General features: G+C 69.0%; 21 protein-coding genes. 13 read left to right on the top strand and 8 right to left on the bottom strand.

Annotated features, from left to right (window positions below):
- Positions 1–232: 232 nt before the first annotated feature.
- The gene (locus tag J4H86_RS19960; protein ID WP_236539423.1) at positions 233–1,492 is read left to right on the top strand and encodes a styrene monooxygenase/indole monooxygenase family protein; all 1,260 of its coding nucleotides are present in this window, start codon (positions 233–235) and stop codon (positions 1,490–1,492) included.
- Here the strand turns inward: J4H86_RS19960 and J4H86_RS19955 are convergent.
- Positions 1,482–2,948: an NAD(P)H-hydrate dehydratase gene (locus J4H86_RS19955; protein ID WP_236539421.1), complete on the bottom strand. Its 1,467-nt coding sequence runs from the start codon at positions 2,946–2,948 to the stop codon at positions 1,482–1,484. The genes J4H86_RS19960 and J4H86_RS19955 overlap by 11 nt on opposite strands.
- Before the next feature lie 101 nt (positions 2,949–3,049).
- Positions 3,050–4,006: a type I pantothenate kinase gene (gene coaA / locus J4H86_RS19950; RefSeq protein WP_236539419.1), complete on the bottom strand. Its 957-nt coding sequence runs from the start codon at positions 4,004–4,006 to the stop codon at positions 3,050–3,052.
- A gap of 149 nt (positions 4,007–4,155) precedes the next feature.
- Here coaA and glmS point away from each other — a divergent pair, with 149 nt between their 5' ends.
- From glmS to J4H86_RS19925, 5 genes are all read left to right on the top strand, one after another.
- On the top strand, positions 4,156–6,009 hold the full coding sequence (gene glmS, locus J4H86_RS19945; protein ID WP_236539417.1) for a glutamine--fructose-6-phosphate transaminase (isomerizing): 1,854 nt from the start codon (positions 4,156–4,158) through the stop codon (positions 6,007–6,009).
- 152 nt (positions 6,010–6,161) lie between these two features.
- A complete protein-coding gene (locus tag J4H86_RS19940; RefSeq protein ID WP_236539416.1) occupies positions 6,162–7,733 on the top strand; it encodes a long-chain-fatty-acid--CoA ligase in 1,572 nt (523 codons plus the stop codon).
- Between the two features lie 1,201 nt (positions 7,734–8,934).
- The gene (locus tag J4H86_RS19935; RefSeq protein WP_236539414.1) at positions 8,935–9,426 is read left to right on the top strand and encodes a hypothetical protein; all 492 of its coding nucleotides are present in this window, start codon (positions 8,935–8,937) and stop codon (positions 9,424–9,426) included.
- A 292-nt stretch (positions 9,427–9,718) separates the two neighbouring features.
- Complete coding sequence (locus tag J4H86_RS19930; RefSeq protein WP_236539413.1) at positions 9,719–10,558, top strand: hypothetical protein; 840 nt, start codon at positions 9,719–9,721, stop codon at positions 10,556–10,558.
- A gap of 72 nt (positions 10,559–10,630) precedes the next feature.
- Positions 10,631–11,032 carry an NUDIX hydrolase gene (locus tag J4H86_RS19925; RefSeq protein ID WP_236539411.1) on the top strand — a complete coding sequence of 134 codons (402 nt, stop codon included), beginning with the start codon at positions 10,631–10,633 and terminating at the stop codon, positions 11,030–11,032.
- 316 nt (positions 11,033–11,348) lie between these two features.
- On the opposite strand, the gene glmM is transcribed toward J4H86_RS19925, so the two are convergent.
- The 3 genes from glmM to rplM form a co-directional block, all read right to left on the bottom strand.
- Positions 11,349–12,692 (bottom strand): phosphoglucosamine mutase, encoded by a 1,344-nt coding sequence (gene glmM, locus J4H86_RS19920; RefSeq protein WP_236539410.1) that lies wholly within the window; start codon positions 12,690–12,692, stop codon positions 11,349–11,351.
- Between the two features lie 189 nt (positions 12,693–12,881).
- Positions 12,882–13,394, bottom strand: coding sequence for a 30S ribosomal protein S9 (gene rpsI, locus J4H86_RS19915; RefSeq protein ID WP_236539408.1), 513 nt, complete (start codon positions 13,392–13,394; stop codon positions 12,882–12,884).
- Positions 13,395–13,425: 31 nt separating this feature from the next.
- Positions 13,426–13,878, bottom strand: coding sequence for a 50S ribosomal protein L13 (gene rplM / locus J4H86_RS19910; protein ID WP_236539406.1), 453 nt, complete (start codon positions 13,876–13,878; stop codon positions 13,426–13,428).
- Between the two features lie 1,079 nt (positions 13,879–14,957).
- Here rplM and J4H86_RS19905 point away from each other — a divergent pair.
- Positions 14,958–15,599 carry a hypothetical protein gene (locus J4H86_RS19905; RefSeq protein ID WP_236539405.1) on the top strand — a complete coding sequence of 214 codons (642 nt, stop codon included), beginning with the start codon at positions 14,958–14,960 and terminating at the stop codon, positions 15,597–15,599.
- Here the strand turns inward: J4H86_RS19905 and J4H86_RS19900 are convergent.
- Positions 15,596–16,105 (bottom strand): HAD domain-containing protein, encoded by a 510-nt coding sequence (locus J4H86_RS19900; RefSeq protein WP_236539403.1) that lies wholly within the window; start codon positions 16,103–16,105, stop codon positions 15,596–15,598. The two genes, J4H86_RS19905 and J4H86_RS19900, sit on opposite strands and share 4 nt — an antisense overlap.
- A gap of 577 nt (positions 16,106–16,682) precedes the next feature.
- Between J4H86_RS19900 and J4H86_RS19895 the strand changes: the two genes are divergently transcribed.
- From J4H86_RS19895 to J4H86_RS19870, 6 genes are all read left to right on the top strand, one after another.
- Positions 16,683–17,198, top strand: coding sequence for a flavoprotein (locus J4H86_RS19895; RefSeq protein WP_236539402.1), 516 nt, complete (start codon positions 16,683–16,685; stop codon positions 17,196–17,198).
- Between the two features lie 19 nt (positions 17,199–17,217).
- The gene (locus J4H86_RS19890) at positions 17,218–18,423 is read left to right on the top strand and encodes a helix-turn-helix domain-containing protein (protein WP_236539401.1); all 1,206 of its coding nucleotides are present in this window, start codon (positions 17,218–17,220) and stop codon (positions 18,421–18,423) included.
- Between the two features lie 344 nt (positions 18,424–18,767).
- Positions 18,768–19,190, top strand: coding sequence for an ATP-binding protein (locus J4H86_RS19885; protein WP_236539400.1), 423 nt, complete (start codon positions 18,768–18,770; stop codon positions 19,188–19,190).
- Complete coding sequence (locus tag J4H86_RS19880; protein ID WP_236539399.1) at positions 19,187–19,420, top strand: hypothetical protein; 234 nt, start codon at positions 19,187–19,189, stop codon at positions 19,418–19,420. Before J4H86_RS19885 ends, J4H86_RS19880 begins: the two co-directional genes overlap by 4 nt.
- 223 nt (positions 19,421–19,643) lie before the next feature.
- Positions 19,644–20,393, top strand: coding sequence for a class I SAM-dependent methyltransferase (locus J4H86_RS19875; protein WP_236539398.1), 750 nt, complete (start codon positions 19,644–19,646; stop codon positions 20,391–20,393).
- Positions 20,394–20,470: 77 nt separating this feature from the next.
- Positions 20,471–21,478: a hypothetical protein gene (locus J4H86_RS19870; protein ID WP_236539397.1), complete on the top strand. Its 1,008-nt coding sequence runs from the start codon at positions 20,471–20,473 to the stop codon at positions 21,476–21,478.
- Positions 21,479–21,499: 21 nt separating this feature from the next.
- Here J4H86_RS19870 and truA read toward each other — a convergent pair whose 3' ends face one another.
- Together truA and rplQ are read right to left on the bottom strand one after the other, a co-directional pair.
- Positions 21,500–22,315, bottom strand: coding sequence for a tRNA pseudouridine(38-40) synthase TruA (gene truA, locus J4H86_RS19865; protein WP_236544101.1), 816 nt, complete (start codon positions 22,313–22,315; stop codon positions 21,500–21,502).
- A 133-nt stretch (positions 22,316–22,448) separates the two neighbouring features.
- Positions 22,449–23,015, bottom strand: coding sequence for a 50S ribosomal protein L17 (gene rplQ, locus J4H86_RS19860; RefSeq protein ID WP_236539395.1), 567 nt, complete (start codon positions 23,013–23,015; stop codon positions 22,449–22,451).
- Positions 23,016–23,096: the final 81 nt, after the last annotated feature.

The following is a 23,096-nucleotide window of genomic DNA, read 5'->3' as shown; positions in this document are numbered from 1 at the left end:
CACAAGATCATTTATGGGAACGCGCTGGTCGTCGCCACGCGACCGGGATCTGGCATCCACACCAACAGGTCGTTTTCGGGAAACCACCCCGAGCGTTCGAGTCCAGAACTTCACATATGAGGAAGAGGGCAGATAATTCGCTCTTTCCGCAGTGCGAATCGGTGACGTGTGGAAGCATAGTCCCTCAATTCGGCAACGGGAGAACGCCACCGGGTGTGCAGGAGGAGCACGAATGCGCAAGATCCTTGTCGTGGGTGCCGGCTACAGCGGGCTCACTCTCGCTCACAAACTGCTTGCCGCGGGACACGAAGTCACCATGATGACGGCGAGATCCAGCGGAGAACTCCGGGCTGGTCGCCCGGCACCCCTGGCCATCACGTTCCCAGAGGTCTACTCGATGGAGCGTCAGGACAGCCTCTTCTTCCACCACTGGGGGGATCCAACAGAACTGCCCGGCGCGCACCTTTCGGTACGGCCCCTGAGCGGTCCCGAAATCGCGTTCGGTGGACACAGCAACGACGGCGCCGGGGTCGCCGTTGACAACCGGTTGAAGATGTCGGACTGGTTGGAGTACTTCGAGGACCGCGGCGGCCGGGTCGTGATCACAGGTGCCACGGTCGGCGACCTCCAGTACTTCACCCGCATGTACGACCTGGTCGTCGTCGCGGTCGGCGGTGGAGAACTCGGGGAACTGTTCCATGACGATCCCCACCGGGAGAGTGGTGCCGCACCCGTGGTCGTCACGCAGGCGACGGTGTTCGACTACGAAGATCCGGTGGACGACCGAAACCAGTTCGGCGTCGAGTCGGTTTCCCTCCAGGACAGCGGAAACGTCTACTCCGCTCCCCAGCTCACCGCGCACGGCGCCGCCTTCTGCGTCTGTGTTACCGCGCATCCCGGCGAGCCACTCGACTGCCGCTCCGAGCTGTCGCGTCATGCCAGCAGCCAGGAGATCTGGGATGTGATGCGGCAACGCTTCGCCACCCACCTACCCGACTTGGCCGAACGGGCCGCGAACGCCACACTGGCCGACCGAAACGCGGCCATCTCGGTCGAAGTGAAGCCGCGGGTCCGTAATCCCGTCGGTCGGCTGCCCGGCGGTGGCTGGGTTCTTGGGCTCGCCGATGTCGTGGTGTCCACCGATCCTCGGAGTCTGCAGGGCGTCGGCAACTCGGTGATGTGTTCCCAGGCCTACTTCGACGCGATCCAGAGCGTGCCGGAGGGTGAGGCGTTCACCCCCGAGTGGGGCAAGGCCGCGTTCGAGACGTTCTGGGAGCAGCAGGGCCAGCACGCTGCCACCTTCTCCGAGATGGTGACGGGTTTCTGGTCCGGGGCGCTTCCGCCACACCTGAAGGGAGACCTCGTCCCGCTCCTGAAGCAGAGCCCGGAGCTCTGCGACCTCTGGATCACCGGGTGGGGGAACCCCAAGACCTACGACTGGATGTGGGATCCGGAGCGGTTCGCGGCGACGATCGGCAAGTTCACGTCCTAGCGGCGGCATTGACCGTGTTGATGGCCAAGGACGTTCCTTCGAAGAGGTCCGATGCCGAGATTGGAGCACCGTCACGAACCAGCCGGGCGGCCAGCCCGTGGAGGAACGCGCCCGACATCGCGGCCGTTCGGGGCTCCATCCCGGCCGCCAGGAATGACCCGATCATTCCGGACAGGACGTCACCGCTGCCCGCGGTGGCCAACAGCGCTGTTCCGGTCGGGTTGACGATCGCCGGTCCCGCTGGGTCGGCGATGACTGTTGTCGAGCCCTTGAGCAGGACGGTCGCTCCGTAGAACTCGGCGGCGCGTGTCACGTAGGCGAGGCGGGCGGCTTCGATGGCCTCGCGCTCGGTTCCCGGAAGCAGCCGCGCGAGCTCTCCCGCGTGTGGGGTGAGGACCGTGGGGGCGACGCGTTCGGTGACGAGTGTGGGGTGGCGGGCGACGACGGTGAGGGCGTCGGCGTCCAGAAGTACGGGGGTGTCTTCCGCCAGGAGTTCCGCCAGTTCCTCCTCCGCGTCACCGTCGGTTCCTCGCCCGGAGCCCACCGCCCACGCCGTGGCGCGGACGGCCGAGGTCGCACCGGGCTCCCCCACCACCGTCTCCGGCCACCGGCGCAGCACCTCGGCCCGAACGTCGGCGTCTCCGGTGTAGTGGACGAGTCCGGCTCCCCCCGCGCGGAACGCTCCACCGACGACGAGCACCGCGGCTCCGGGGAACCATCCGCTGCCTGCGGCGATGCCCAGCACGCCGCGCGTGTACTTGTGTGTCTCCGGCGCCAACCGGGGCAGGGCCCCAGCCACGTCGTGGGCTGTTGGTGACACGACTCGGGGGTCCGGCAACCACGGCCCCAGTCCGATGTCGACCGGGTCCACCACCCCGCAGTGTTCCGCTCCCGGGTCGATCAGGAGTCCCGGCTTGTGGGTGCCGAAGGTGACGGTGACGTCCGCCCACACCGCGACCCCGTCGACCTCGCCAGTGTCGGCGTCGATCCCGCTGGGGAGGTCGACCGCGACCACCGGCGCCGTGGCCGCGTTCGCGGCTCGGGCGAGGTCGGCGTGCGGTGCCCGGAGGCCGCCCCGTCCTCCGATGCCGACCAGCCCGTCCACGAGGAGGTCGGCTGTGTCGATCGTCGTCTGGGCGTGTTCGAGGTCGACGACCCGGCCTCCGGCTCCGCGGAACGCGGCGAGTCCACCGGTGTGCACGCGGCTGCCGGCGAGCAGCGCCCGGACGGCGGCGCCGCGTCGGGCGAGCCGGGCGCCGGCGAACAGGGTGTCCCCGCCGTTGTCGCCGCTTCCCACGAGAAGGGTGACGCGCGCGCCGGACACGCGGCCGAGCACCCGACCGCAGGCCACCGCGAGCCCGGCGGCGGCCCGGGCCATCAGCGCTCCTTCGGGGAGCCGTGCCATGAGCTGGCCCTCCGCGGCCCGCACCACGTCAACGGAATGTGCCTCGCGCATGCGCCCTCCCGGATCCTCGCCGTGTCCCGTCCCAGCATGCCGGCCCGTGGGCGCGGTGGAGGGCTCCCCGGCCAGGTGTCGGCGCGTTGTCGGAGGGAGGGTCAGGTCTTGCGCAGGCGCACGCGTTGCACTTGGTGGTCGGCGTCCTTGTAGAGCACGAGCGTGGCCCGGCCGCGGGTCGGCGCGATGTTCTCGACCAGGTTGACCTCGTTGGTCGTCGCCCAGGTGCGCCGGGCGAACCGCATGGCGCGCTCGTCGTCGGCGAACTCGGCCATGTTGTGGAAGTAGGAGCGGGGGTCGGAGAAACGGGTGCGTCGCAGCGCCTCGAAGCGTTCCAGGTACCAGGTGCGCACGTGTTCGACCTTGGCGTCGACGTAGATGGAGAAGTCGAAGAAGTCCGCGACGCCGAGCCTCCCGATCGGCGGGGGTTGGAGCACGTTGATGCCCTCGACGATGAGGATGTCGGGGCGGTGCACCTCCTGCGTCTGTCCCGGCACGATGTCGTAGGCCAGGTGCGAGTAGACGGGGATGTCCATCCGTGGCTTCCCCGCCTTGATTTCGGACACGAACCGCACCAGGGCCCTGCGGTCGAAGCTCTCCGGGAAGCCCTTGCGGCTCATGAGCCCGCGCTCGGTCAGGACCTGGTTCGGGTGGAGGAAGTTGTCGGTGCTCACGAGCTCCACGTTGGGGTGGTCCGGCCACCGCGCCAGCAGGGACCGCAGCAACCGCGCGATCGTCGACTTCCCCACCGCGACGCTGCCCGCCATGCCGATGATGAACGGCGCGGGCCGGTCGTCCTCACCGAGGAACCCGCGAACGGCCTCGTGTCGGGCACGTGTGGCGGCGACGTAGAGGTTCAGCAGGCGGGACAACGGCAGGTAGATGTCGCGGACCTCGTCCAGCGACATCGGATCGTTGAGCCCCCGGAGATCCTGGAGGTCGGCCTCTGTCAGCGACAGAGGTGTTGCGGCTCGCAGCGACGCCCACGCGGGGCGGTCGAGCTCGACGTATGGTGAGGCAAACCCGTTGCGCGTCGGTTGTGACACGCCCGAAACCATAACTGACACCCCCCATCCGGACAGACAGCGCCCCACCAGGCGCGCTCCGATGGGATCGGACTTCCGCGCACGCGCGCGGGTGCGACACTGTGACTGAATACCCAGTTGAGAGGCCACAGGACCTTCACCTATTGGCTACTCTGGCGCACATGTGTGGAATCGTGGGTTACGTCGGGCCGCAGCCGGCGCTAGACATTATCGTCGAGGGCCTCTCCCGCCTTGAGTACCGCGGATACGACTCCGCCGGGGTGGCCGTGTTGGCCGACGGAAACCTGCGCACGGAGAAGCGGGCCGGCAAGCTCCAGAACCTCCGTGACGCGCTCGCCGAAAGCCCGCCGCCCGCCGACGGGATTGGCATTGGTCACACCCGTTGGGCCACCCACGGCGCGCCCACCGACGTCAACGCGCATCCACACGTGGACAACGCCAACCGGGTCGCCGTGATCCACAACGGCATCATCGAGAACTTCGCGCGGCTGCGGGTGGAGTTGGAGGAGCGGGGCAGCAAGTTCCACTCCCAGACCGACACCGAGATCGCCGCGCACCTGCTCAGCGACGAACTGCAGAGCGCCGGCGACGGCGACCTCGCCGCCGCGATGCGACGCACGTGCCGGCAGCTGGAGGGGGCCTTCACCCTCGTCGCCGTCAGCACCGAGGACCCCGACCTCGTGGTCGCGGCCCGCCGGAACTCGCCGCTGGTCGTGGGGCGGGGTCAGGGTGAGAACTTCATCGCCAGCGACGTGGCGGCCTTCATCGCCCACACACGCGACGCGATCGAGCTCGGCCAGGACCAGGTCGTGGAGCTGCGGCGCGACTCGGTGCGCGTCACCGACTACGACGGCACCCAGGTCGAGGGCAACGAGTACTACGTGGACTGGGACGCGTCCGCCGCCGAGAAGGGCGGCTACAAGTACTTCATGCTCAAGGAGATCATGGAGCAGCCGCGCGCCGTGGCCGACACCCTGTTGGGGCGGCTGGGCGAGGACGGCACGCTGTCCCTGGACGAGATGCGGCTCTCCCCCGCCGACCTCCGCGACATCCACAAGATCGTGATCATCGCGGCGGGGACGTCCTACCACGCGGGGCTGATCGCCAAGTACGCCATCGAGCACTGGTGCCGTATCCCGTGCGACGTGGACGTGGCCAGCGAGTTCCGGTACCGGGACCCCATCCTCGACCCGCAGACGCTGGTCATCGCGATCTCCCAGTCGGGCGAGAGCATGGACACGTTGATGGCGATGCGCCACGCCCGGGAACAGCGGTCAAAGGTCCTGGCGATCTGCAACGTGAACGGCTCCACCATCCCCCGCGAGTCCGACGCCGTGGTGTACACCCACGCGGGACCCGAGGTCGGGGTGGCCGCCACCAAGACGTTCCTCACCCAGCTCGTGGCCTGCTACCTGGTGGGCCTGTACCTGGCCCAGGTGCGCGGGCTGAAGTACGGCGACGAGATCCGCACGATCATCGAGCAGCTCGCGGCCATGCCGGACTCGGTGGAGCGACTGCTGGACACCATGCAGCCCACCCGTGACCTGGCGCGGTCCCTCGCCGACAGTGAGACGGTGCTGTTCCTCGGCCGGCACGTCGGCTACCCGGTGGCGCTCGAGGGCGCGCTGAAGCTCAAGGAGCTGGCGTACATGCACGCCGAGGCCTTCGCCGCCGGTGAGCTCAAGCACGGGCCCATCGCGTTGATCGAGCCGGGGCTGCCCGTCGTCGTGGTCGTCCCTTCCGAGGAGGGGCGCGGCGTGCTGCACGACAAGATCGTGTCCAACATCCAGGAGATCCGGGCCCGCGGGGCGCGCACCATCGTGATCGCGCAGGCCGACGACGAGTCGGTCCGGCCCTACGCCGACGACCTCATCGAGCTCCCCGACGTGCCGACGCTGTTGCAGCCTCTGGTGGCGACGGTTCCGCTGCAGATCTTCGCCTGTGAGCTGGCCCTGGCCAAGGGCAACGACGTCGACCAGCCGCGCAACCTCGCCAAGAGCGTGACCGTGGAGTAGCCGGCGGCTGCCGGACCCGGCCCGCCACACAGCGATGACCCCGTTCCGAGAACCATGCCGGAGCGGGGTCTTGCCGTTCCGGAACCAGAACCGTAGGTTCGACCTCATCGGCCTCGGTGGTCCCGGTTCGGGAAAGTGGGGAGAAGGCGTCCATGGAAACACCGCTCACTCCGCTGGAATTCGCTCGACGTACGCGGCGGCTATACCCACAACGGGAGGCCGTCGTCGACCAGGACCTCCGCTACACCTACGAGGAGTTCTTCTCCCGCTGCGACCGCTGGTCGGCCGCCCTGCAGTCGATGGGCGTCGCCAAGGGAGACCGCGTCGCCTACATCGCGCCCAACACCCACGCGCAGCTCGAGTCGTTCTACGGAGTGCCGCAGCTCGGCGCCGTGCTCGTTCCCGTGAACTACCGCCTCTCCCCGGCGGACTTCGTGTACATCGTCAACCACTCCGGCGCCAAGGTGCTGTGCGTGCACTCCGACCAGCTCGCCGCCGTGGACGGGGTACGGGACCAGATGCCCGGGGTGGAACGCTTCGTGGCGCTCGAGGGGGAAGCCGAGGGGTGGGAGTCCTACGAGGCTCTGCTCGCGGGGGCGGCCCCGACGTTCGTCGCCCCGGAGATCGCGGAGACGGACCTGCTCACCATCAACTACACGAGCGGGACGACCGCACGCCCCAAGGGCGTGATGATCACACACCGCAACGCGTACCTCAACGTCGTGGGAACCCTGTTGCACCTGCGGATGGGCATCGGCGACCGGTACCTGTGGACGCTGCCGATGTTCCACGCCAACGGTTGGACCTACACCTGGATCGTGACCGCGGCCGCGGCCACACACGTGTGTCTGCGCGCCGTCGACCCGCGCCGCGTTTTCGAGTTGATCCGCACCGAGCGGGTGTCCTGGCTTTGCGCCGCGCCGACGGTGCTCATCACGCTCGCCAACACCCCGGAGGAGGTGCGGGGCTCCGTCCCGTCCGGAGTCCACGTCGTGACGGCGGGGGCGTCGCCGGCGTCGGAGACGATCGAACGTCTCGAGGACGGGTTCGGGTGGACCGTCACCCACATCTACGGACTGACCGAGACCACGCCGTTCATCACGGTGTGCGAGTCACGCCCGGAACACCAGGGTCTGTCGGTACAGGAACGCGGACGGCTCAAGGCCCGGCAGGGCGTCGAGCTCATCACCTCGGGAGAGCTCAAGGTCCGGGCCGACGACGGCACCGAGGTGCCGTGGGACGGCACGACCCTCGGCGAGATCGTGGTCCGCGGAAACGTCGTGATGGCCGGCTACTACAACGACCCCGAGGCCACCGACCGGGTGATGGGCGACGGCTGGTTCCACACCGGTGACGCCGCGGTCACCCACCCCGACGGCTACGTCGAGATCCAGGACCGGATCAAGGACGTCATCATCTCCGGCGGGGAGAACATCTCCTCCATCGAGGTGGAGGGTGTCCTGCTGCGCCACCCCGCCGTGCAGGAGGTCGCCGTGGTCGGAGTCCCGCACGAACGCTGGGGAGAGACCCCCCGCGCCGCGGTGGTCCTCCGCCCCGGCCACACCGCCACCACCGAGGACATCATCGGCTTCGCCCGGGACCACCTCGCCCACTTCAAGGCACCAACCCAGGTCGAGTTCGTGGAGGAACTCCCGAAGACGGCCACCGGAAAGATCCAGAAGTACGTCCTACGCGGAGGCGCACCCGCCATCGCCCGGCAGTGACGCAGGAGTCCTGCGTCGACCGGGCACTCCACGGCATCCCCAGCCGCCACCGACGGTGGGTGGTGCCGGGTGACGGCCAATCGGGAGAAGGCTGAGGCGATTCCCAGCGGCCGAAGGGGGCACGACCTCGCTCCTCTGTTGGCGCGCCCCCACTACTAGTGCGGCCGGCGCCAGTAGTGGGGAACTACGATCCTCAGAATCCGTCCACCGGAGGGAGATGGAGGAATCGGTCGCCAGGTATGCCATAAGGGACTCGACGAATCATCGTTCGACCGGTCGTCCGCCCGAACACCTGTGACGTGTCCCCGGCGAACGGTCGCGTGTTGCGGAACCACACGGGCGCCTCGCAGCGCTGCCGCCTCCCAACCGCCAGACCACCAGTGTGCGTAGCACGCCCCCGATCTCGGAGCCCTGGCACAACGCCGCGTCCACTCGCACTCCGACCACGGATGCGCCGTGAGGCTCGGCGGACGCTGGGGTCGAGACTACGCGCGATGAGACGTGAGCCAGTGTCGGCCCACCCGCACCGGAGGATGTCACCCCAGCACACCGCCGCGACGCGAGCGACCGAGCGCCGACGGCCAGGCGCACCGGCCACGCGTCCGCGTGCCCCTCGGAGTGTTCCGTCCAGCGACCGGAAGACAGCGTCGGCCTGGTCGGGGACCGTCCTCCGCTCCGGCTCTCCTCGGCGGCGACAACAACGCCGGTCAGTGACCGGCCACGACGTTGCCGCGCGGATGCGACCGAGGGTCAGACGCCTGGTGACGGCGGGCTCACCCTCATGTGTGGGCGGCCGTTGGGGCGAGGTGTCGTGAGTCGGGAGCCGGACGTCCATCGGACGTCGGGACGGCTCCTGCCGCTTGGTGCGGGGCGCGCGGCGCTTGGGGTGACCGAGCGTGGGCTTTGGATGCCCACCACGAGGGCGGATCGTGACGTCCCAACGTGACCGCGGCTCGGCGGACCTTCAATCCGGCCTGAGCGCTGGAACGGTCCTTGTCGCGGCGCATATCCCCTTCCCGGGGGAAGCGCGGGGGGCTGGCGCGGAGCAGCATGAGGACCGCGATCGCGGCCGGTCCGGGGCCGACGTCCAGCGGGAGGGCAGAGAGTCATGGCGCACGGGGTTTCCTCTGGTACGGGAAAGTCGGATGGCGGCGGCCGGCTGATACACGGAGTGGTTCCCGGGACTCCGTGGTGGGAGGTCGTGGCGGCGTACGCGGTGCCGGTGTGCGTCCTGCCCTCGGCGGTGTGGCGCGCGGTGGGGGCGTTCAGCGGGGACCTCACGGTGGACGGGACTCCGCGCTGGTACATGCTGATGCTTTCCGTGGTGTCGGTGGGGCTCGGGCTGCTCACGCTGGGCCTCGTCCACCGGTGGGGGGAACGCCTTCCCGACTGGGTGCCCGGTGTGGGTCGGCGGAGTGTTCCGGTCAGGGCAGCGGTCGTTCCGGCGGTCACGGGAGCTCTGGTCCTGTTGGGGCTGGTGGTCCTCGCCGTGTACCAAGCCAACACCATCACCGAGATCAACCCCGACTCCTCGTTGGCGGTGATGACCGACAGCGAGCGCGTCACCGACCGCACGCCGTTGCCTGAGCGTGAGGAGGCGGGCGAGGTCTTCTGGACCTACGGCCCTCTCGCGGCGTGGCCATTCCTCTTGTTGGTCGTCGCCTACGCCTACAACCGGCGCCGGCGTAGCTGACCACGCCCGCGCCAACTGATCGGGGCACACCGTGGGGAACTCGAACGGGGCGACGCGTCTCGCATCGGTACAACGGACGTGGCCGCACTGGGCACCGCGCCTGGCGGTCGTCTGCTGCGTCGTCCTCGCCGTCGCGCAACTGGGCTGGATGGGCGCCGGGAGCCTAGTCCCCTGGTCGCCCTCGCTCGACTATGCCCCGTGGGCGTTGGGAGCACTGGCCGTACTGGCGGCCGGGACGGCGGGCGCTTGTCTGGCCGCCGTTCGACGAGCGGACCCACCGGGCGGATGGTTCGTGCCGATCGTGACGACGGCGGCGATCCCAGCGTTCGCCACCGGGATGCTGAGCCTGCCCGCCCACCTGGTGACACTGGTCGCGGGCGCCGGAGTCGACAGCGTCGCGGGCTCTCTCCAGGTGGTGCTGCACACCCTGGTCGTGTGCCTACTGGTGCCCACCGCGCTCGTCCACTGGCGTCGGGCCCGGGGAAACTGCGTCCGCTGCGGTCGTCAGCACCCGGAAGCCGGGCATGCGCGGCTGCGCTACCCCGGGGCTTCCACGGCGGGCCGTCAGACCCTGCTGACCGTGTACCTCCTCCTGGGTGGCCTGCTCCCCTGGGCCGTGACCAAGTCGGTCTGGACCCTGGGAGGGGACGCGCTCGGGGTGACCGCCACGGCCTGGCAGGCCGTCAACGAGGGGCACTCGCCGCTGGTCGACGCGCTGGCCGCGCTCGGCGTCGATGTCACCGTGCTCGCCTCCACCCTGGGGATCCTGCTGCCGCTCTCGCTGGTCCACCGCTGGGGCCAGGTGCTGCCCCGCTGGGTGCCGTTCCTCGGGGGCTCCAGGGTGCCGCGGTTGACGCTTCTGCTCCCGGCCTGGATGTTCGGCGTCGGCCTGGCCCTGTACGGGGTCGTCCTGGTGACCTACGCGTCGCTGACCGGCTTGGGGGCGCTGCCCGCCCCGCGGGCCACCGAACCGTTCACCTCACCCGCCGGAGTCACCTGGATGACGCTCTTCGGGGGGCTCGCCTTCGGCGGTCTGGGTGGTGGGATGCTCGTCGGCGCCCATTCCTACGGTGACCGGACTCGTCCCTGGTGCCACGTACCACACCAGGGCGAACTCTCCGCCGGCCCGTGAGCGGGACTGTCGGGCGCGGTGCGTCGGCATGCTTCAATGGCGAGCGTCCGACAGGGGAAACAAGGGGTGGCGATGGCGATACTGGTCGACACCGTGGCGTGGGTGACGCTGCTGGAAGGACGGATCCTGGGAACACGGTCGCGCGGGAAGACCCTCTTCTACATCCCCGGAGGGAAGCGGGAACCCGGCGAAGGCGACCTCGACACCCTGCTCCGGGAGGTCAAGGAGGAGCTGGGGGTCAACCTGCGTGGGGGCACCGCCGTCCACGTGGGCACCTTCGACGCTCCGGCCGACGGGTACGGCAGCGACGCGGTGGTGCGGATGGCGTGCTACACGGCCGACCACGACGGCGATCCCACACCACAGGGTGAGATCGCCGAGATGGAGTGGCTGAGCTACGCCGACCGCCCACGGGTCGCCCCTGTGGACCAGGTCCTGTTCGACCAACTCCACGCCACAGGCGACCTCGGCTGAGCCGGTCCCCCAGAACGCTTCTCTACCCGGCCGTAGCTCCCGTGCGTGTCGCTCGCCCGACACCGAACCGAACACGACACACACCGACCGTGCGGTGTCGGCGTGGTAGTAGACCTGCGGCTTCGGTGGTTTCGGGGACGAGGAGAGCTCCGGCAGCCCCGGGCATCAGCGTGGAGCTCGACCTCAGGTGGGTGTTGTCGACCCCGAATTAGCGGGTCGAAGTGCACCCCACCGGTTGGATGTGCCGTAATCCCGGTGGGGGTGCAGAAATCCTGATGGGGCGCGCTCTCCTGGAACAGCGAGTTCGGCCGACTCCCTAGTCCAGGGCGAGTTCGGTGCGCACCACGGTGGCCAGGCGTTCGGCGACGCTCTGGGCGTGTTCGTGGGCCGCGGCCTCCACCATCACGCGGACCAGGGGCTCGGTTCCGCTGGAACGGAGCAGCACTCGTCCGGTCTGGCCCAGCTCCGACTCGGCCTGGGCGATGGCGCGGGCCACGCCGGGGTCGGTGTCGACGCGGCTCTTGTCGACACCGCGCACGTTGATCAGGACCTGGGGAAGCCGGGTCATCACCTTGGTCAGGTCGCCGAGCGGGATACCGCGCCGGGACATGGCGGCCAGGAGTCGCATGCCGGTGAGAATCCCGTCACCGGTGGTGGCGTGCTCCAGCAGGACGACGTGTCCGGACTGTTCACCCCCCAGGGCGTAGCCGTCCTGGCGCATGGCCTCCAAAACGTAGCGGTCGCCGACGGGGGTGTCGACCACCCGGATCCCCACCTCGCGCATGGCCAGGCGCAGCCCGAGGTTGGACATGACCGTCACCACGAGCGTGTCCTGGGTGAGCTGGCCGGACTCCTGCATCTCCACGGCCAGTACAGCCATGATCTGGTCGCCGTCGACGACACTTCCGTCGGCGGTGACGGCGAGGCAGCGGTCCGCGTCGCCGTCGAAGGCGAGCCCGACGTCGGCGCCCTCGCGGGTCACGGCCGCCTGCAGGAGGCCGAGGTGGGTGGAGCCGCAGTCCTCGTTGATGTTCAGGCCGTCCGGCGTACCGCCGATCACGACGACGTCGGCGCCGGCCTGGCGCAGCGCACGCGGCGCCACGTCGCTCGCGGCTCCGTGCGCGCAGTCGATGACGACGCGCAGGCCCGCCAGCGGCTGCTGCACGGCGTGCAGGAGGTGGGCGACGTACTTGTCGGCCCCGTCGCCGGAGTCGCTGACCCGTCCGACGTGCCCGCCCCGCACGTAGTCGGGCGGGAGCTCCATGCGGGCCTCGATGGCCTCTTCGACGGCGTCGGGCAGTTTGTGCCCGCCGGCGGTGAAGAACTTGATGCCGTTGTCGGGTGCCGGGTTGTGGCTGGCGGAGATCATCACACCGAGGTCCGCTTCCAGCACCCCGGTGAGGTAGGCGACGGCCGGGGTCGGCAGCACGCCCACGCGGATGACGTCCACGCCCGCGCTGGACAGGCCCGCGGTCACGGCCGCCTCGAGGAACTCTCCGGACGCGCGCGGATCTCGCCCGACCACGGCCAGGGCACGGCCGCCGGGTCTCTCGGATCCGGCGAGCTCGTTCGCGGCGGCGTTCGCCAGCCGCAGCGCCAGATCCGCTGTCAGGTCTCGACCAGCGACACCGCGTACGCCATCAGTCCCGAAGAGGCCCAATGATCCGCCGTCCCTTCTCCCGACACATACCCACTGCAAGAACCGTCACCGGCCAGCAGGCCCCGAAAACACGTCCGCACGGGCCGCCACGGTGGTGGCGGTCCGTGCGGAATGATCGCTTCTATTCTGCCGCCGCGGAACCGGCGTGTGGTGATCCTGGGGGATCCGCCGACACGGCGCCAGGCGCAACTAGCGCTTGGAGTACTGCGGCGCCTTACGGGCCTTCTTCAGACCGGCCTTCTTACGCTCGATCTCCCGCGAGTCGCGGGTGAGGTATCCGGCCTTCTTGAGCGGCGGGCGGTTGTGCTCCGGGTCCAGCGAGCTCAGCGCGCGGGCGAGGCCGTGGCGCAGCGCGCCGGCCTGGCCGCTGGAGCCACCGCCGGTGAGCCGCGCGAAGACGTCGTAGCCCTCCTCGAAACCAAGGGCGACCAGCGGCTCCTTCACGACCTGCTGGTGGACCTTGTCCGGGAAGTACGCCTCCAGGGGCTTGCCGTTGACCTTCCACTCACCGGAGCCGGGAGCGATACGGACACGGGCGATCGCCTGCTTACGCCGGCCGGTGCCAACGGAAGGGCCGGCCGCGGCGGGAACGATTCCGTGCCCCGGCTCGTCAGGGGTCTCGGTCGTGTACTGGGCGGGGAACTCGCTGTCGTCCGCGAAAGCGTCGTCAACGACCCCTTCGGTGCCGGTGGGCTCGGCCACGGTACTCCTCGTGCTGATAGTGGCGCCCCGCCTACTGCGCGGGCTGCTCGATCTTGGTGATGTTGTAGGGGACCGGCTGCTGGGCCTGGTGCGGGTGCTCGGTGCCCGAGTACACCTTCAGCTTCTTGGCCATCTGCCGACCCAGGGAGGTCTTGGGGAGCATGCCCTTAACGGCCTTCTCCACCGCCCGCTCGGGGTTCTTCTCCATCAGCTCGCCATAGGAGACGGAGCGCAGACCACCCGGGTAACCGGAGTGGCGGTAGGCACGCTTCTGCTCCAGCTTATTGCCGGTCAACACCACCTTGTCGGCGTTGATGACAATGACGTGATCACCGGTGTCAATGTGCGGGGCGTAGTAGGCCTTGTGCTTGCCCCGCAGGAGCGTGGCGACGTGGCTGGCCAACCGCCCGAGCACGACCTCGGAAGCGTCGATGACGTGCCACTGACGCTGAACGTCGCTGGGCTTCGGGCTGAATGTGCGCACGATCGTTAGCCTTCGTCTTGAGTTCGCGTTCCATCGTCATGCTGATGGGGACGCGCGTTCACTGGATCACGGTGTCCGGTCGCGGACGCACCGCATGCGCTGAGCGCTTGGCAGTGGCGCTGCCTCCCAGACTGGTGAGACAGTTCAGGCCCAGCTCAACGCACAACGACCAAGAATCCTACCGACTAACGGCGTCGCAGGTCAAAACGGCCCCAGGATCCTAACCCGTTGGTCCCGCGGCTATTGGTAGCCACACCGCGTTCGATGATTCTCCTTCACGCCATTATGCCTTGTCCTCGGGAGTGCTTCGGCCACTCGAGCTATCCTCTGACGGGCGCTGGTCGACACAGTATCGGCCCAGCCCAGCGACGAGATTCCCCCAACCGTGCCGTCTGCATCTCCGGAGATCCGTCATCGAACCGCAAACGCCAGAGAACATGCCGGAGGGGCAGCCCCGTCCGCCCCAACCACCTCCCGACTTACTCGCCCCCGGCTACCCCCCGGCGCCGACGACGGGCCCCAATACGCCCGCAAACGCCGGGCCTCCTCCGGGACCGCCGCCGGGGCAACCGCCGCCTCTGGGCCCGATGCCGGGCCAGCCGGGGATGGCGGGGCCGGTGCCAACCGGACCACAGCATCCCCCGTCAGGTCCTCAGGTGCCGCACGGACCTCCGCCCGGGCACCATCCGTCCGGCCCGCACCCCGGACACGCCCCCATGGGTGGCCCGCCACCCGGTCCGCCGCAGGGGCCACCACATGTCCAGGGGCCGCCGCCCGGCACGCCACCGTCGGGGCCGCAACGCCCTGCGACCGGGCCGCACGTGGCCGCTGGCGGACCTCCTCCACCCCAGGCGTCTCCCACCCCGGGATCACCACCACCGCCTCCCCCTGCAGGGCGTCGGCCTGGCGGGAATCCCGTCGGCTTCCACCTGAGCGCGACACCTCCGCCGGCACTCCCCCACACGCCCAGCGGACCGCACGCCTCCAACCAGCCCGGGGCTCCTCGGCCGTCGGGAGGGACGGCGACGTACGACCTCGCCGAACTCCAACAACTCCACCGGCCGTCGCGTTGGCGGTGGGTGATCCTGGTCGGTGCCGGCGTCGCGCTCTTCGGGGTGGCGGGAACCACGGCGTTCCTCATCGGCAGCAGCGCCTCCAGCTCCGAGCCTCCGGCGGCGGAGACCGGGTACGACGTGACACTGGTCGCGAACGAGGAGACCGACACCTCGGCACTGTCCACCGACGACCTGTTCCCCGAGACCGTCGAGACCGAGAGCGGGGACTCCTACTCGCTGCTGCACAGCGACGACGCGGATTCCTGCGCCGACGCGGGCAACGGGGCGTTCGCCGCGGTCCTGGAGGAGACCGAGTGCCGACAGGTGGTGCGCGGGGTCTACGCCGACGAAGCGGGTGACACCGCGGTGTCGGTCGGAGTGGCGGCCTTCCCGACCGACGCGGCCGCCGCGGAGGCGGCTGACGCGCAGGACATCGACGCCGGAGAGTGGTTCACGGGGCTCGCCGGTCCGGAGGACTCCCCCGCCGCGGAGACCGACAGCGCGGGCGGTGCGGCCAGCGGTCTGACGTGGGGTCGGTACCACGTGTTCGCGCTGGCCACCGACCCCGAGGACCCCGACGAGGGCGCCGACGCACTCGCCGAGTTGAGTGAGGAGTTCCTGACCGTGCCCTTCACCCCGTTGGGGGACCGGGCGCTGGCGGACTAGCCGGCTGAGGACTCCAGCCAGACGGTGAGGGCGGTGAAGTCGTCGTCGGTGAGGCCGACGGAGGACTCGACCCGGTGGAGGAGCGCCTCGCCCTGGTGGTTGTCCGCCACCCAGGCGCGGTCGTGGTCGCTGATCTCGTCGTCGACCCAGACGAAGGGACGGCCGGCCGCGGCCGCGACGAGGGCCTGGGTCTTCCAGTGCAGCGTCTCGTCGTCCTGGCCCACCCGGACCTCCGGCAGGTCGCACACGGGGAGTTCGGGGAGGCCAAGCATCGGGGCGATCACCTCGTTGGCCTCGTGCATCCACGCGGTGGCCCACATGAGCTCGCACGGCAGCGCGAGAAGCCGAGGACCGTGCCCCGGGACGAGCTTGGCGAGTTGTGGGTTGAAGATGTGCTGCCACTGCCCCAGCAGGTCCGGGGTCGTCGGCGGCTGCGCCCCACCCAGTGGGAGGAGTGTTCCGTCGACATCCAGGAAGAGCAGGGGGCGACGCGCGGGATTGGCCATGCCGGAACCGTACCGACGCGGGGGATCAAGGGGAAACGGACCCTAGCTTTCGTCGTCCCGGATCCAGTCCCGAAACTCCCGTGGCGTGCGCGGACGGTACCCCGGGCCGTCGCCGCAGCACCCACAGGTGGAGTGAAACGTCACCCCCGCCTCCAGCACCGCACCGAACACCCGCCACCCTGACCGGTCCAATCGCCGCGGAACCGCCACCTGCGGCCCCGCGTCCACCATCGGCTCAGCACACGTGGGACACACCCGCGTCCGCTTCGGCCACAACGCCCCCCGAACGACGCGCCGACAAGGCAGACACACGAAGTTCGTGTTCGACGGCATGGGGAGACCGTAGTCGTCCGACCACGACGGACGCCAGCAGGAAACCCGGCACCAGGCCGTCGAGAGGGTGCGGAGCGAACCGGAGTTGCCACCGAGGGAGAAGGTCACGCGGGGCGTGGCGGCTTCGGGACTGCGCTTTCGCCATTCTCCGCCAGTTCTTGCCTCTCTGTCGGCGGATCGCTTGTCCTGTCCGGTTGTGGAGAGTGGATCGCGCGTATGGCCGGGAGGGGCCATACTTCGGGGTATGGGGGTGAGAACGCTGTATCTGGTGGTCTCTGGCGCGCCTGCCCCCGAGGGGTTGGTGTCGTTGGTGAGGGCTGTTCAGGCTGAGGGTTACAGGGTGGGCGTGGTCTCAACACCTAATGGGACCCGGTTCCACGACATGGACGCTCTTGAGGAGATCACCGGGCAAGCGGTCCGCGTGGACTATCGAATGCCGGGAACCGGCTCGTCCTTGCCGCCAGCCGACGCTGTGGTGGCATGTCCCCTCACATTCAACTCCACCAACAAGTTCGCCCAGGGCATCGCGGACTGCTTCGCCATCGGCCTCCTGTGCGAGCTCGTCGGCTACGACGTCCCCACAATCGTGGTCCCCCACTGCAAACCCCAACTCGCATCCCACCCCGCCTTCCAAAACTCACTCAACACCCTCAGAGCCATCCCTTCCGTCACTCTCATCCACGACCCCACCGCGCCCTACCACCGACGAATCCCCCCCTGGGAAACCCTCATCAACACACTCCGGACCACAGCGACGTAGCTGAGACGAGGACGGGCATATGGACACCGTCAGCAGGGGCCAGATGATTCGGCGTAACCGACGCCGGCGCGGTATCTCGCAGGAAGTTCTGGCTGGCTTGATTGGTCGTTCGGAGTCCTGGTTGTCCCAAGTGGAGCGCGGCAAACGCAAGGTGGATTCCCATACCGTACTGACGCGGATTGCCGAGGTCCTTCGTGTCGATATCGCGGATCTAACGGGAACGGAAGGCGACGAGCGAGATATGCGATTCGCTGCGGTCGAAGAAATCGAACGTGCGATGATGCGATATTCAGGCCTAGAAGCGACACTCGCTGAATCCGACACACAACCGGTTAACGCCGAAGGCCTGCGCCGCGAGGCGGACTGGACCTATGCGGCATACCAAGCGACGCGCTACGAGGACGTCGGACGGCGGTTGCCTAGGCTCATTCAACGGGTGGAAGCAGCGGCCCACAGCCGGAGCACAGATCATCCTGCTATTTGCTCCACACGCGCCATGGTGTACAACACGACCGCCGCGGTTCTCCGACGCGTGGGGGTCACTGACCTTGCGTGGCAGGCGGCGGACCGGGCAATGTTCGCTGCGGAGAGCGCCGAGGACCCTCTACTCAGCGCGGTGGGCGCCTACCGGCTCAGCTATATCTTCATCTCCCGCAAGCGACCGGGCGAAGCCGCGGAACTGGCGATGGGCGCGGCGCACGCTCTTGAACGCCGGATGCACAGGGACCGCCCTGAAGAGCTCAGCGTGTATGGCGGACTGCATCTGGCTGCAGCCACCGCAGCGGCAGCCGAATTCGATAGAGCGGCAGTGCCGCGACTACTCTCCCAAGCACGTCGAGCCGCCAATCGTCTTGGACGGGATGCGAATCTGCACGGCACCGCTTTCGGACCGACGAATGTGCAGATTCACACCATTTCTACTGCGGTCACGGTTGGTGAACACGAAATGGCAATTCGCGAAGGCGAGGGGATCGCGGTGACGTCCCTTCCTCCCGGGCTAGTGGGGCGTCGCACGCAGGTCCACCTAGACCTCGCCCGCGCCTACGCGCAAAAACGCATGGATGCCGCAGCGGTGAACACACTGCTGGAGGCCGAACAGCTCTCCCCGGAGCTCATCCGCTACGGCGCGCATTCGACCGAACTTCTGACAACTTTGCTCAGGCGAGAGCATCAACGCTCCACTCCCCAACTCCGTGCCCTTGCTGCGCGCGCAGGGATCACCTAACCCGCACAAAAGTACGGGTTTCTGCCTTCACTCAAGTACATGGTCAGCGGACCCATCGCACCTAAGGTCACTCACTGACAGGCCCCCGCGACGAAGTTACGTCCGGGGGCGTGGACACCAGTCTTAGGAGGACTGATGCCAGCGAGAACCCTAACCCGCGGTGGCGGGTTTCTTGTACCCCCGGCTTCGCGTGGTGCGCGTCGCCGTCATTCGCGGGTGCGTCCCTACCTGTTCCGTCGCCCATCGCATGCCTGGTGTCGGGGTTGTGGCACCACTCTGGACCACCCCTCGACCGTGACGTCGATCCTCGCGACCGGTCCCTTGCCCGTGGTGGGGGTGACGTCATGACCACGAAGAGGTTCGCTGGCCTGCCAGGGAGCGTGGCACTGGCCCGCGCCTGGGTCCGTACGGAACTCTCCGCCCGCGGAGTGGAGCCCCACGCGATCGGTGAGGCCGTGCTGGTGGTGTCGGAGTTCGCCACCAACGCCCTCCTACACACCCGAAGCGGAGATCTCGGCGGAACCTTCACCGTCACCACAGAAATCCAGCCCACCCGCGCACTGGTGAGCGTCACCGACCAGGGCAACGACACCCACACCACACCCCAATGGGGCAGGCGCCCCCACCCCCTCGCCGAACACGGCCACGGACTCCAGTTGGTCGCCGCCATGGCGGAAACCTGGACCACCATCACCCACCACGACCACTGCACCGTCACCGCCCACCTCCCCCGCCTCATCCCCGCACAGAGAGGACGCGAGCGGTGAACATGCCCCCCAAGGATCGCCTGCTCAACGAACTCCTCAAACACGGCGACGTCTACATGGGCTGGCAGCAGCTCCCCAACGGAACCCACATCCGCACCTACCACCTCCACAACAGCCCGTTAGCGGAATGGCACGGAGACCACTGGCGCGTCGCCGACGCCGTATACCCACTGGGCAGCGAGGACCAGGTAGCGCTACGACTCGCCACCCACAACCACCCCACCACCTAACAAACCCCCCGCGCGTCACACCGACCCGACGCACGGGGCACCCCGGTGGCCGCCCCACCACACCCCTCCGGCGGGGCGGCCACCCCCCACCAGGCCCCCAACCACACACCCACGGCACCGAAGCCGCCACAAGAGAGAACGCCACGCGAAGCGTGACCTTTGAAGAACTTCTCGTGTGCGGGGGCTCGACGGCAGGTGCGCGGGTGGTCCCGTGGCTGCGACGATGGCAGGTGTGACTGACGCGTCCAGGAGCGACCCAAGACCGGTGAACGACTACGACAGCTTCGCTGAGGCGTACGCGGCGGAGAATGAGACCAGCCTGGTCAACGCCTACTATGAGCGGCCCGCGATGGTGAATCTCGCTGGGGACGTGGCCGGGCGGCGGATCCTGGATGTCGGGTGTGGGTCCGGGAGCCTGGCGGCTGAGCTGGGTGACCGGGGTGCGGACGTCACCGGGATCGACGTCAGTTCCGGGATGCTGGCGTTGGCGCGGAAACGGCTCGGGAACGACGCCGCGCTGCACGTCGCCGATCTGCGCGAGCCGTTGCCGTTCGGGAACGACACGTTCGACGACGTCGTCGCGTCACTCGTGCTGCACTACCTGGAGGACTGGGCGCCGCCCCTGGCCGAGCTGCGCAGGGTGCTCAGGCCGGGAGGTCGGCTGATCGCGTCCGTGGACCACCCGTTCGTGGCCTACACGATCCAGGAACCGCGCCCCGACTACTACGCGACCACCAGCTACTACTTCGACTGGGAGTTCGGCGGACAGCGTGTACCGATGATGTTCTGGCGTCGCCCCCTGCACGCGATGATCGACGCCTTCACCACCGCCGGCTTCCGGATATCCACCATCAGCGAGCCGCGACTCGACCCCGCCGGACGAGAGCACTTCCCGGCGGACTTCGACGCTCTCTCGACCAAGACCATCTTCCTGTTCTTCGTTGTCGAGGCACCCACCTCCCGTGAAGCGTGAGCTTCTCCCCCGCGTGGGGCGCGAACTCCCTCTTGCGGGTGAGGTGTCGGCGGTGCTCGCCTGGTTACCGTCACGGCATGTCCACCGCAGCGGCAGTTCCCGGAACCCTCGGAAGCCCAGCTCGTCCCCGGCGCTGGTTGACCGTCCTCACCGTGGTCTGGCTGGCCGGCTACGCCGTGGCGCGCCTCGGGCTGACTGTGGTCGACGTGCCGATGTCGGCGATGGGGCCCGACCTGGTGATGCTCACCGGGTCTTCGGGAATCGTCGTGCTCGTTCTCGCCATCGGCGCTGTCGTGGCGCAGTTCCTTCTGCAGCGGGGCCGCCCGGCACGGGTTTCCCGACTGACAGTCGCCATAGCGGGGGCCGGTATCGCGGCAACACTCATGGGCGCGGCCGCGCTCATCCTGCTGGACCTGGTCAGCGGTGTTCTCCCAGGGCTCGGCATGGACTTCCAACCGCTGGGCGCACTGAGCCGGCTGGGCTGTGTGGTCGCCGCGTCTCTCGTCGCCCTGCACACGTGGCGCTTCTGGAACGCCACCCACGGGGACCTCGGAGATCGACCACCGCCACGGGAGACTCCAGGCTGGGTCGTCGCCGTCGGCTACGCCGCGGTCGCCGCGTGCCTGGTCCGACTGGCCGCCCAACTTGTGGTCGGCCTGGACACCAACCCGCTCACCGGCGGCCCGAGCATGATCGTGTTCGAGGTCGGATTCCTGCTCGCCGGCATCCTCCTACCCCTGGCCCTCGTGCACCGGTGGGGAAGGATCTGGCCGGCGTGGGTCCCTCTGCTGCGAGGCCGCCGGGTTCCGCGCCGGCTCCTGATCGGCTGCGGCTCCGTGCTCGGCGTGACCATGGTCGCTTATTTCGGCGTGATGACCGGGCAGATGGTGCTGGAGCGACTGCAGGGCCGAAACCCCTTCCCTCCGTCCGGCGGACTGGATCTGCCGGAACCCTTCTTCTGGGTCTCCGTGCCCGCCTACTTGGTGTGGGGCGTCGGCCTGGTGATCGGAACGCTCAGCTACGCACGAGTCTCGACAACGGTGCGGATTGGGTCCGCTCCAGCGGAGAGGGTGGAGAAATCCTGATGGTGGGAGCGGCGGGCCCGACTACGGTGCGTCCAACGTACGGACCCGGCGGGTCTCCTGGGCGCGGCTCGCGAGGTCACCGGGGCCGGGGTAGGTGACCTCCTCCAGGGTGAGGCCGTGCGCCGGGGCGACGTGGACGCCGGAGTTCCGGACGCCGGCCCGGAGCACCTCCCCCGGCCAGTCCGGCTCACGCCTGCCATCGCCGACCATGAGCATCGCACCGACGAGGGCGCGCACCATGTTGTGGCAGAACGCGTCCGCGGCCACCGTGGCGTCGTAGCGGTGGGGGCCGGCCTCGCGCCACTCCAACCGGAGGAGTTCCCGGATGGTGGTCGCGCCCTCTCGTTTACGGCAGAAGGCGGCGAAGTCGTGTTCACCCACCAGCGCGGTGGTGGACTGGTTCATGCGCTCCAGGTCCAGCGGGCGCCGATGCCACAACACGTCGTGGCGGCGCAGGGGATCGACCCCTCCGGGGGCGTCTCCCACCCGGTACACGTAGCGCCGGCGCAGCGCGGAGAACCGGGCGTCGAACCCGGCCGGTGCGGCAGCGACGGACCAGACCCGCACGTCGGGCTTCAGCACCCCGGCCAGACGTCGGGTCAGCTTGCCCTCCTGAGCGTCCCACACCTCCGCTGGAACATCGACGTGCGCGACCTGGCCCCGGGCGTGCACCCCGGCGTCGGTCCGCCCCGCCACGGTGAGCTGGGGCCGGTCGATGCGCAATACCCGCGCCAGGGCCTTCTCCAGCACGCCCTGCACGGTGCGCCGTTCCGGTTGGGCCGCCCATCCGGAGAACTCGGCGCCGTCGTAGGCGATGTCCAGCCGCAGGCGCACCAGAGCCGGCTCCTCGGCCGTGCCAGCCTCCGTCGTCTCTCCCACCGTCAACTCCCCGCCCACACAAGCCGGATGCCCGGCCCCGACATGGGGACCGGGCATCCGATCACATTCACTCGCTGAGACCAGCGCGATCCTAGGAGTCGCTCTTGTCCTTCTGCGCCTCGTCGGTGTCCGCGCCTTCGGCGGCACTCTCGGCCGCCTGCTCCTCGGCCTGAGCCGTGTCGGTGGACTCGGCGACCTCGGTGGCCTCGACCTCCTCCGCGGGAGCCTCGGCCGGCTTGGTGGCGGTCTCCGCCGCGGCGGCGCGGGCGGCGGCCTGGGCCCCCGCGGTCGCACCGGCCGGTCCGGCCTCCACCAGCTCGATCACGGCCATCGGGGCGTTGTCGCCCTTCCGCGGCCCAACCTTGGTGATACGGGTGTAGCCACCGGTCCGGTTGGCGTAACGCGGCCCGATCTCGGTGAAGAGCTCGTGCACGACGCTCTTGTCGGAGATCTTGGTCAGGACCTGCCGGCGAGCGTGCAGGTCGCCACGCTTACCGAGCGTGATCAGCTTCTCGGCGTAGGGACGAAGGCGCTTGGCCTTGGCCTCGGTCGTCTTGATCCGGCCGTGCTCGAACAGCGATGTCGCGAGGTTGCGCATCATCAGCCGCTCGTGATCGGGACCGCCTCCGAGGCGCGGGCCTTTCGTTGGGGTGGGCATAGTTCTCCTTGTGCTCGTCGCCCCCGGTCACACGATCCGGGTCGGGACGATCCCGCGGCGCAGAGCCCGCGGTGTCGGTGT

The sequence above is a fragment of the Spiractinospora alimapuensis genome, from assembly GCF_018437505.1.
GTDB lineage: Bacteria > Actinomycetota > Actinomycetes > Streptosporangiales > Streptosporangiaceae > Spiractinospora > Spiractinospora alimapuensis.
The sequence above is the reverse complement of the archived record's forward strand: the minus strand, read 5'-3'. Positions and strand labels throughout refer to the sequence as shown.

What these genes read in the sequence shown, in the direction of transcription:
- J4H86_RS19895 (WP_236539402.1), top strand. Translation starts at nt 16,683, where the DNA reads ATGGGGGTGAGAACGCTGTATCTGGTGGTCTCTGGCGCGCCTGCCCCC.
- J4H86_RS19900 (WP_236539403.1), bottom strand. Translation starts at nt 16,105, where the DNA reads ATGGCCAATCCCGCGCGTCGCCCCCTGCTCTTCCTGGATGTCGACGGA.
- J4H86_RS19955 (WP_236539421.1), bottom strand. Translation starts at nt 2,948, where the DNA reads ATGCGCGAGGCACATTCCGTTGACGTGGTGCGGGCCGCGGAGGGCCAG.
- J4H86_RS19940 (WP_236539416.1), top strand. Translation starts at nt 6,162, where the DNA reads ATGGAAACACCGCTCACTCCGCTGGAATTCGCTCGACGTACGCGGCGG.
- rplQ (WP_236539395.1), bottom strand. Translation starts at nt 23,015, where the DNA reads ATGCCCACCCCAACGAAAGGCCCGCGCCTCGGAGGCGGTCCCGATCAC.
- J4H86_RS19890 (WP_236539401.1), top strand. Translation starts at nt 17,218, where the DNA reads ATGGACACCGTCAGCAGGGGCCAGATGATTCGGCGTAACCGACGCCGG.
- glmS (WP_236539417.1), top strand. Translation starts at nt 4,156, where the DNA reads ATGTGTGGAATCGTGGGTTACGTCGGGCCGCAGCCGGCGCTAGACATT.
- coaA (WP_236539419.1), bottom strand. Translation starts at nt 4,006, where the DNA reads ATGGTTTCGGGCGTGTCACAACCGACGCGCAACGGGTTTGCCTCACCA.
- J4H86_RS19925 (WP_236539411.1), top strand. Translation starts at nt 10,631, where the DNA reads ATGGCGATACTGGTCGACACCGTGGCGTGGGTGACGCTGCTGGAAGGA.
- J4H86_RS19875 (WP_236539398.1), top strand. Translation starts at nt 19,644, where the DNA reads ATGGCAGGTGTGACTGACGCGTCCAGGAGCGACCCAAGACCGGTGAAC.
- J4H86_RS19960 (WP_236539423.1), top strand. Translation starts at nt 233, where the DNA reads ATGCGCAAGATCCTTGTCGTGGGTGCCGGCTACAGCGGGCTCACTCTC.
- J4H86_RS19870 (WP_236539397.1), top strand. Translation starts at nt 20,471, where the DNA reads ATGTCCACCGCAGCGGCAGTTCCCGGAACCCTCGGAAGCCCAGCTCGT.
- J4H86_RS19885 (WP_236539400.1), top strand. Translation starts at nt 18,768, where the DNA reads ATGACCACGAAGAGGTTCGCTGGCCTGCCAGGGAGCGTGGCACTGGCC.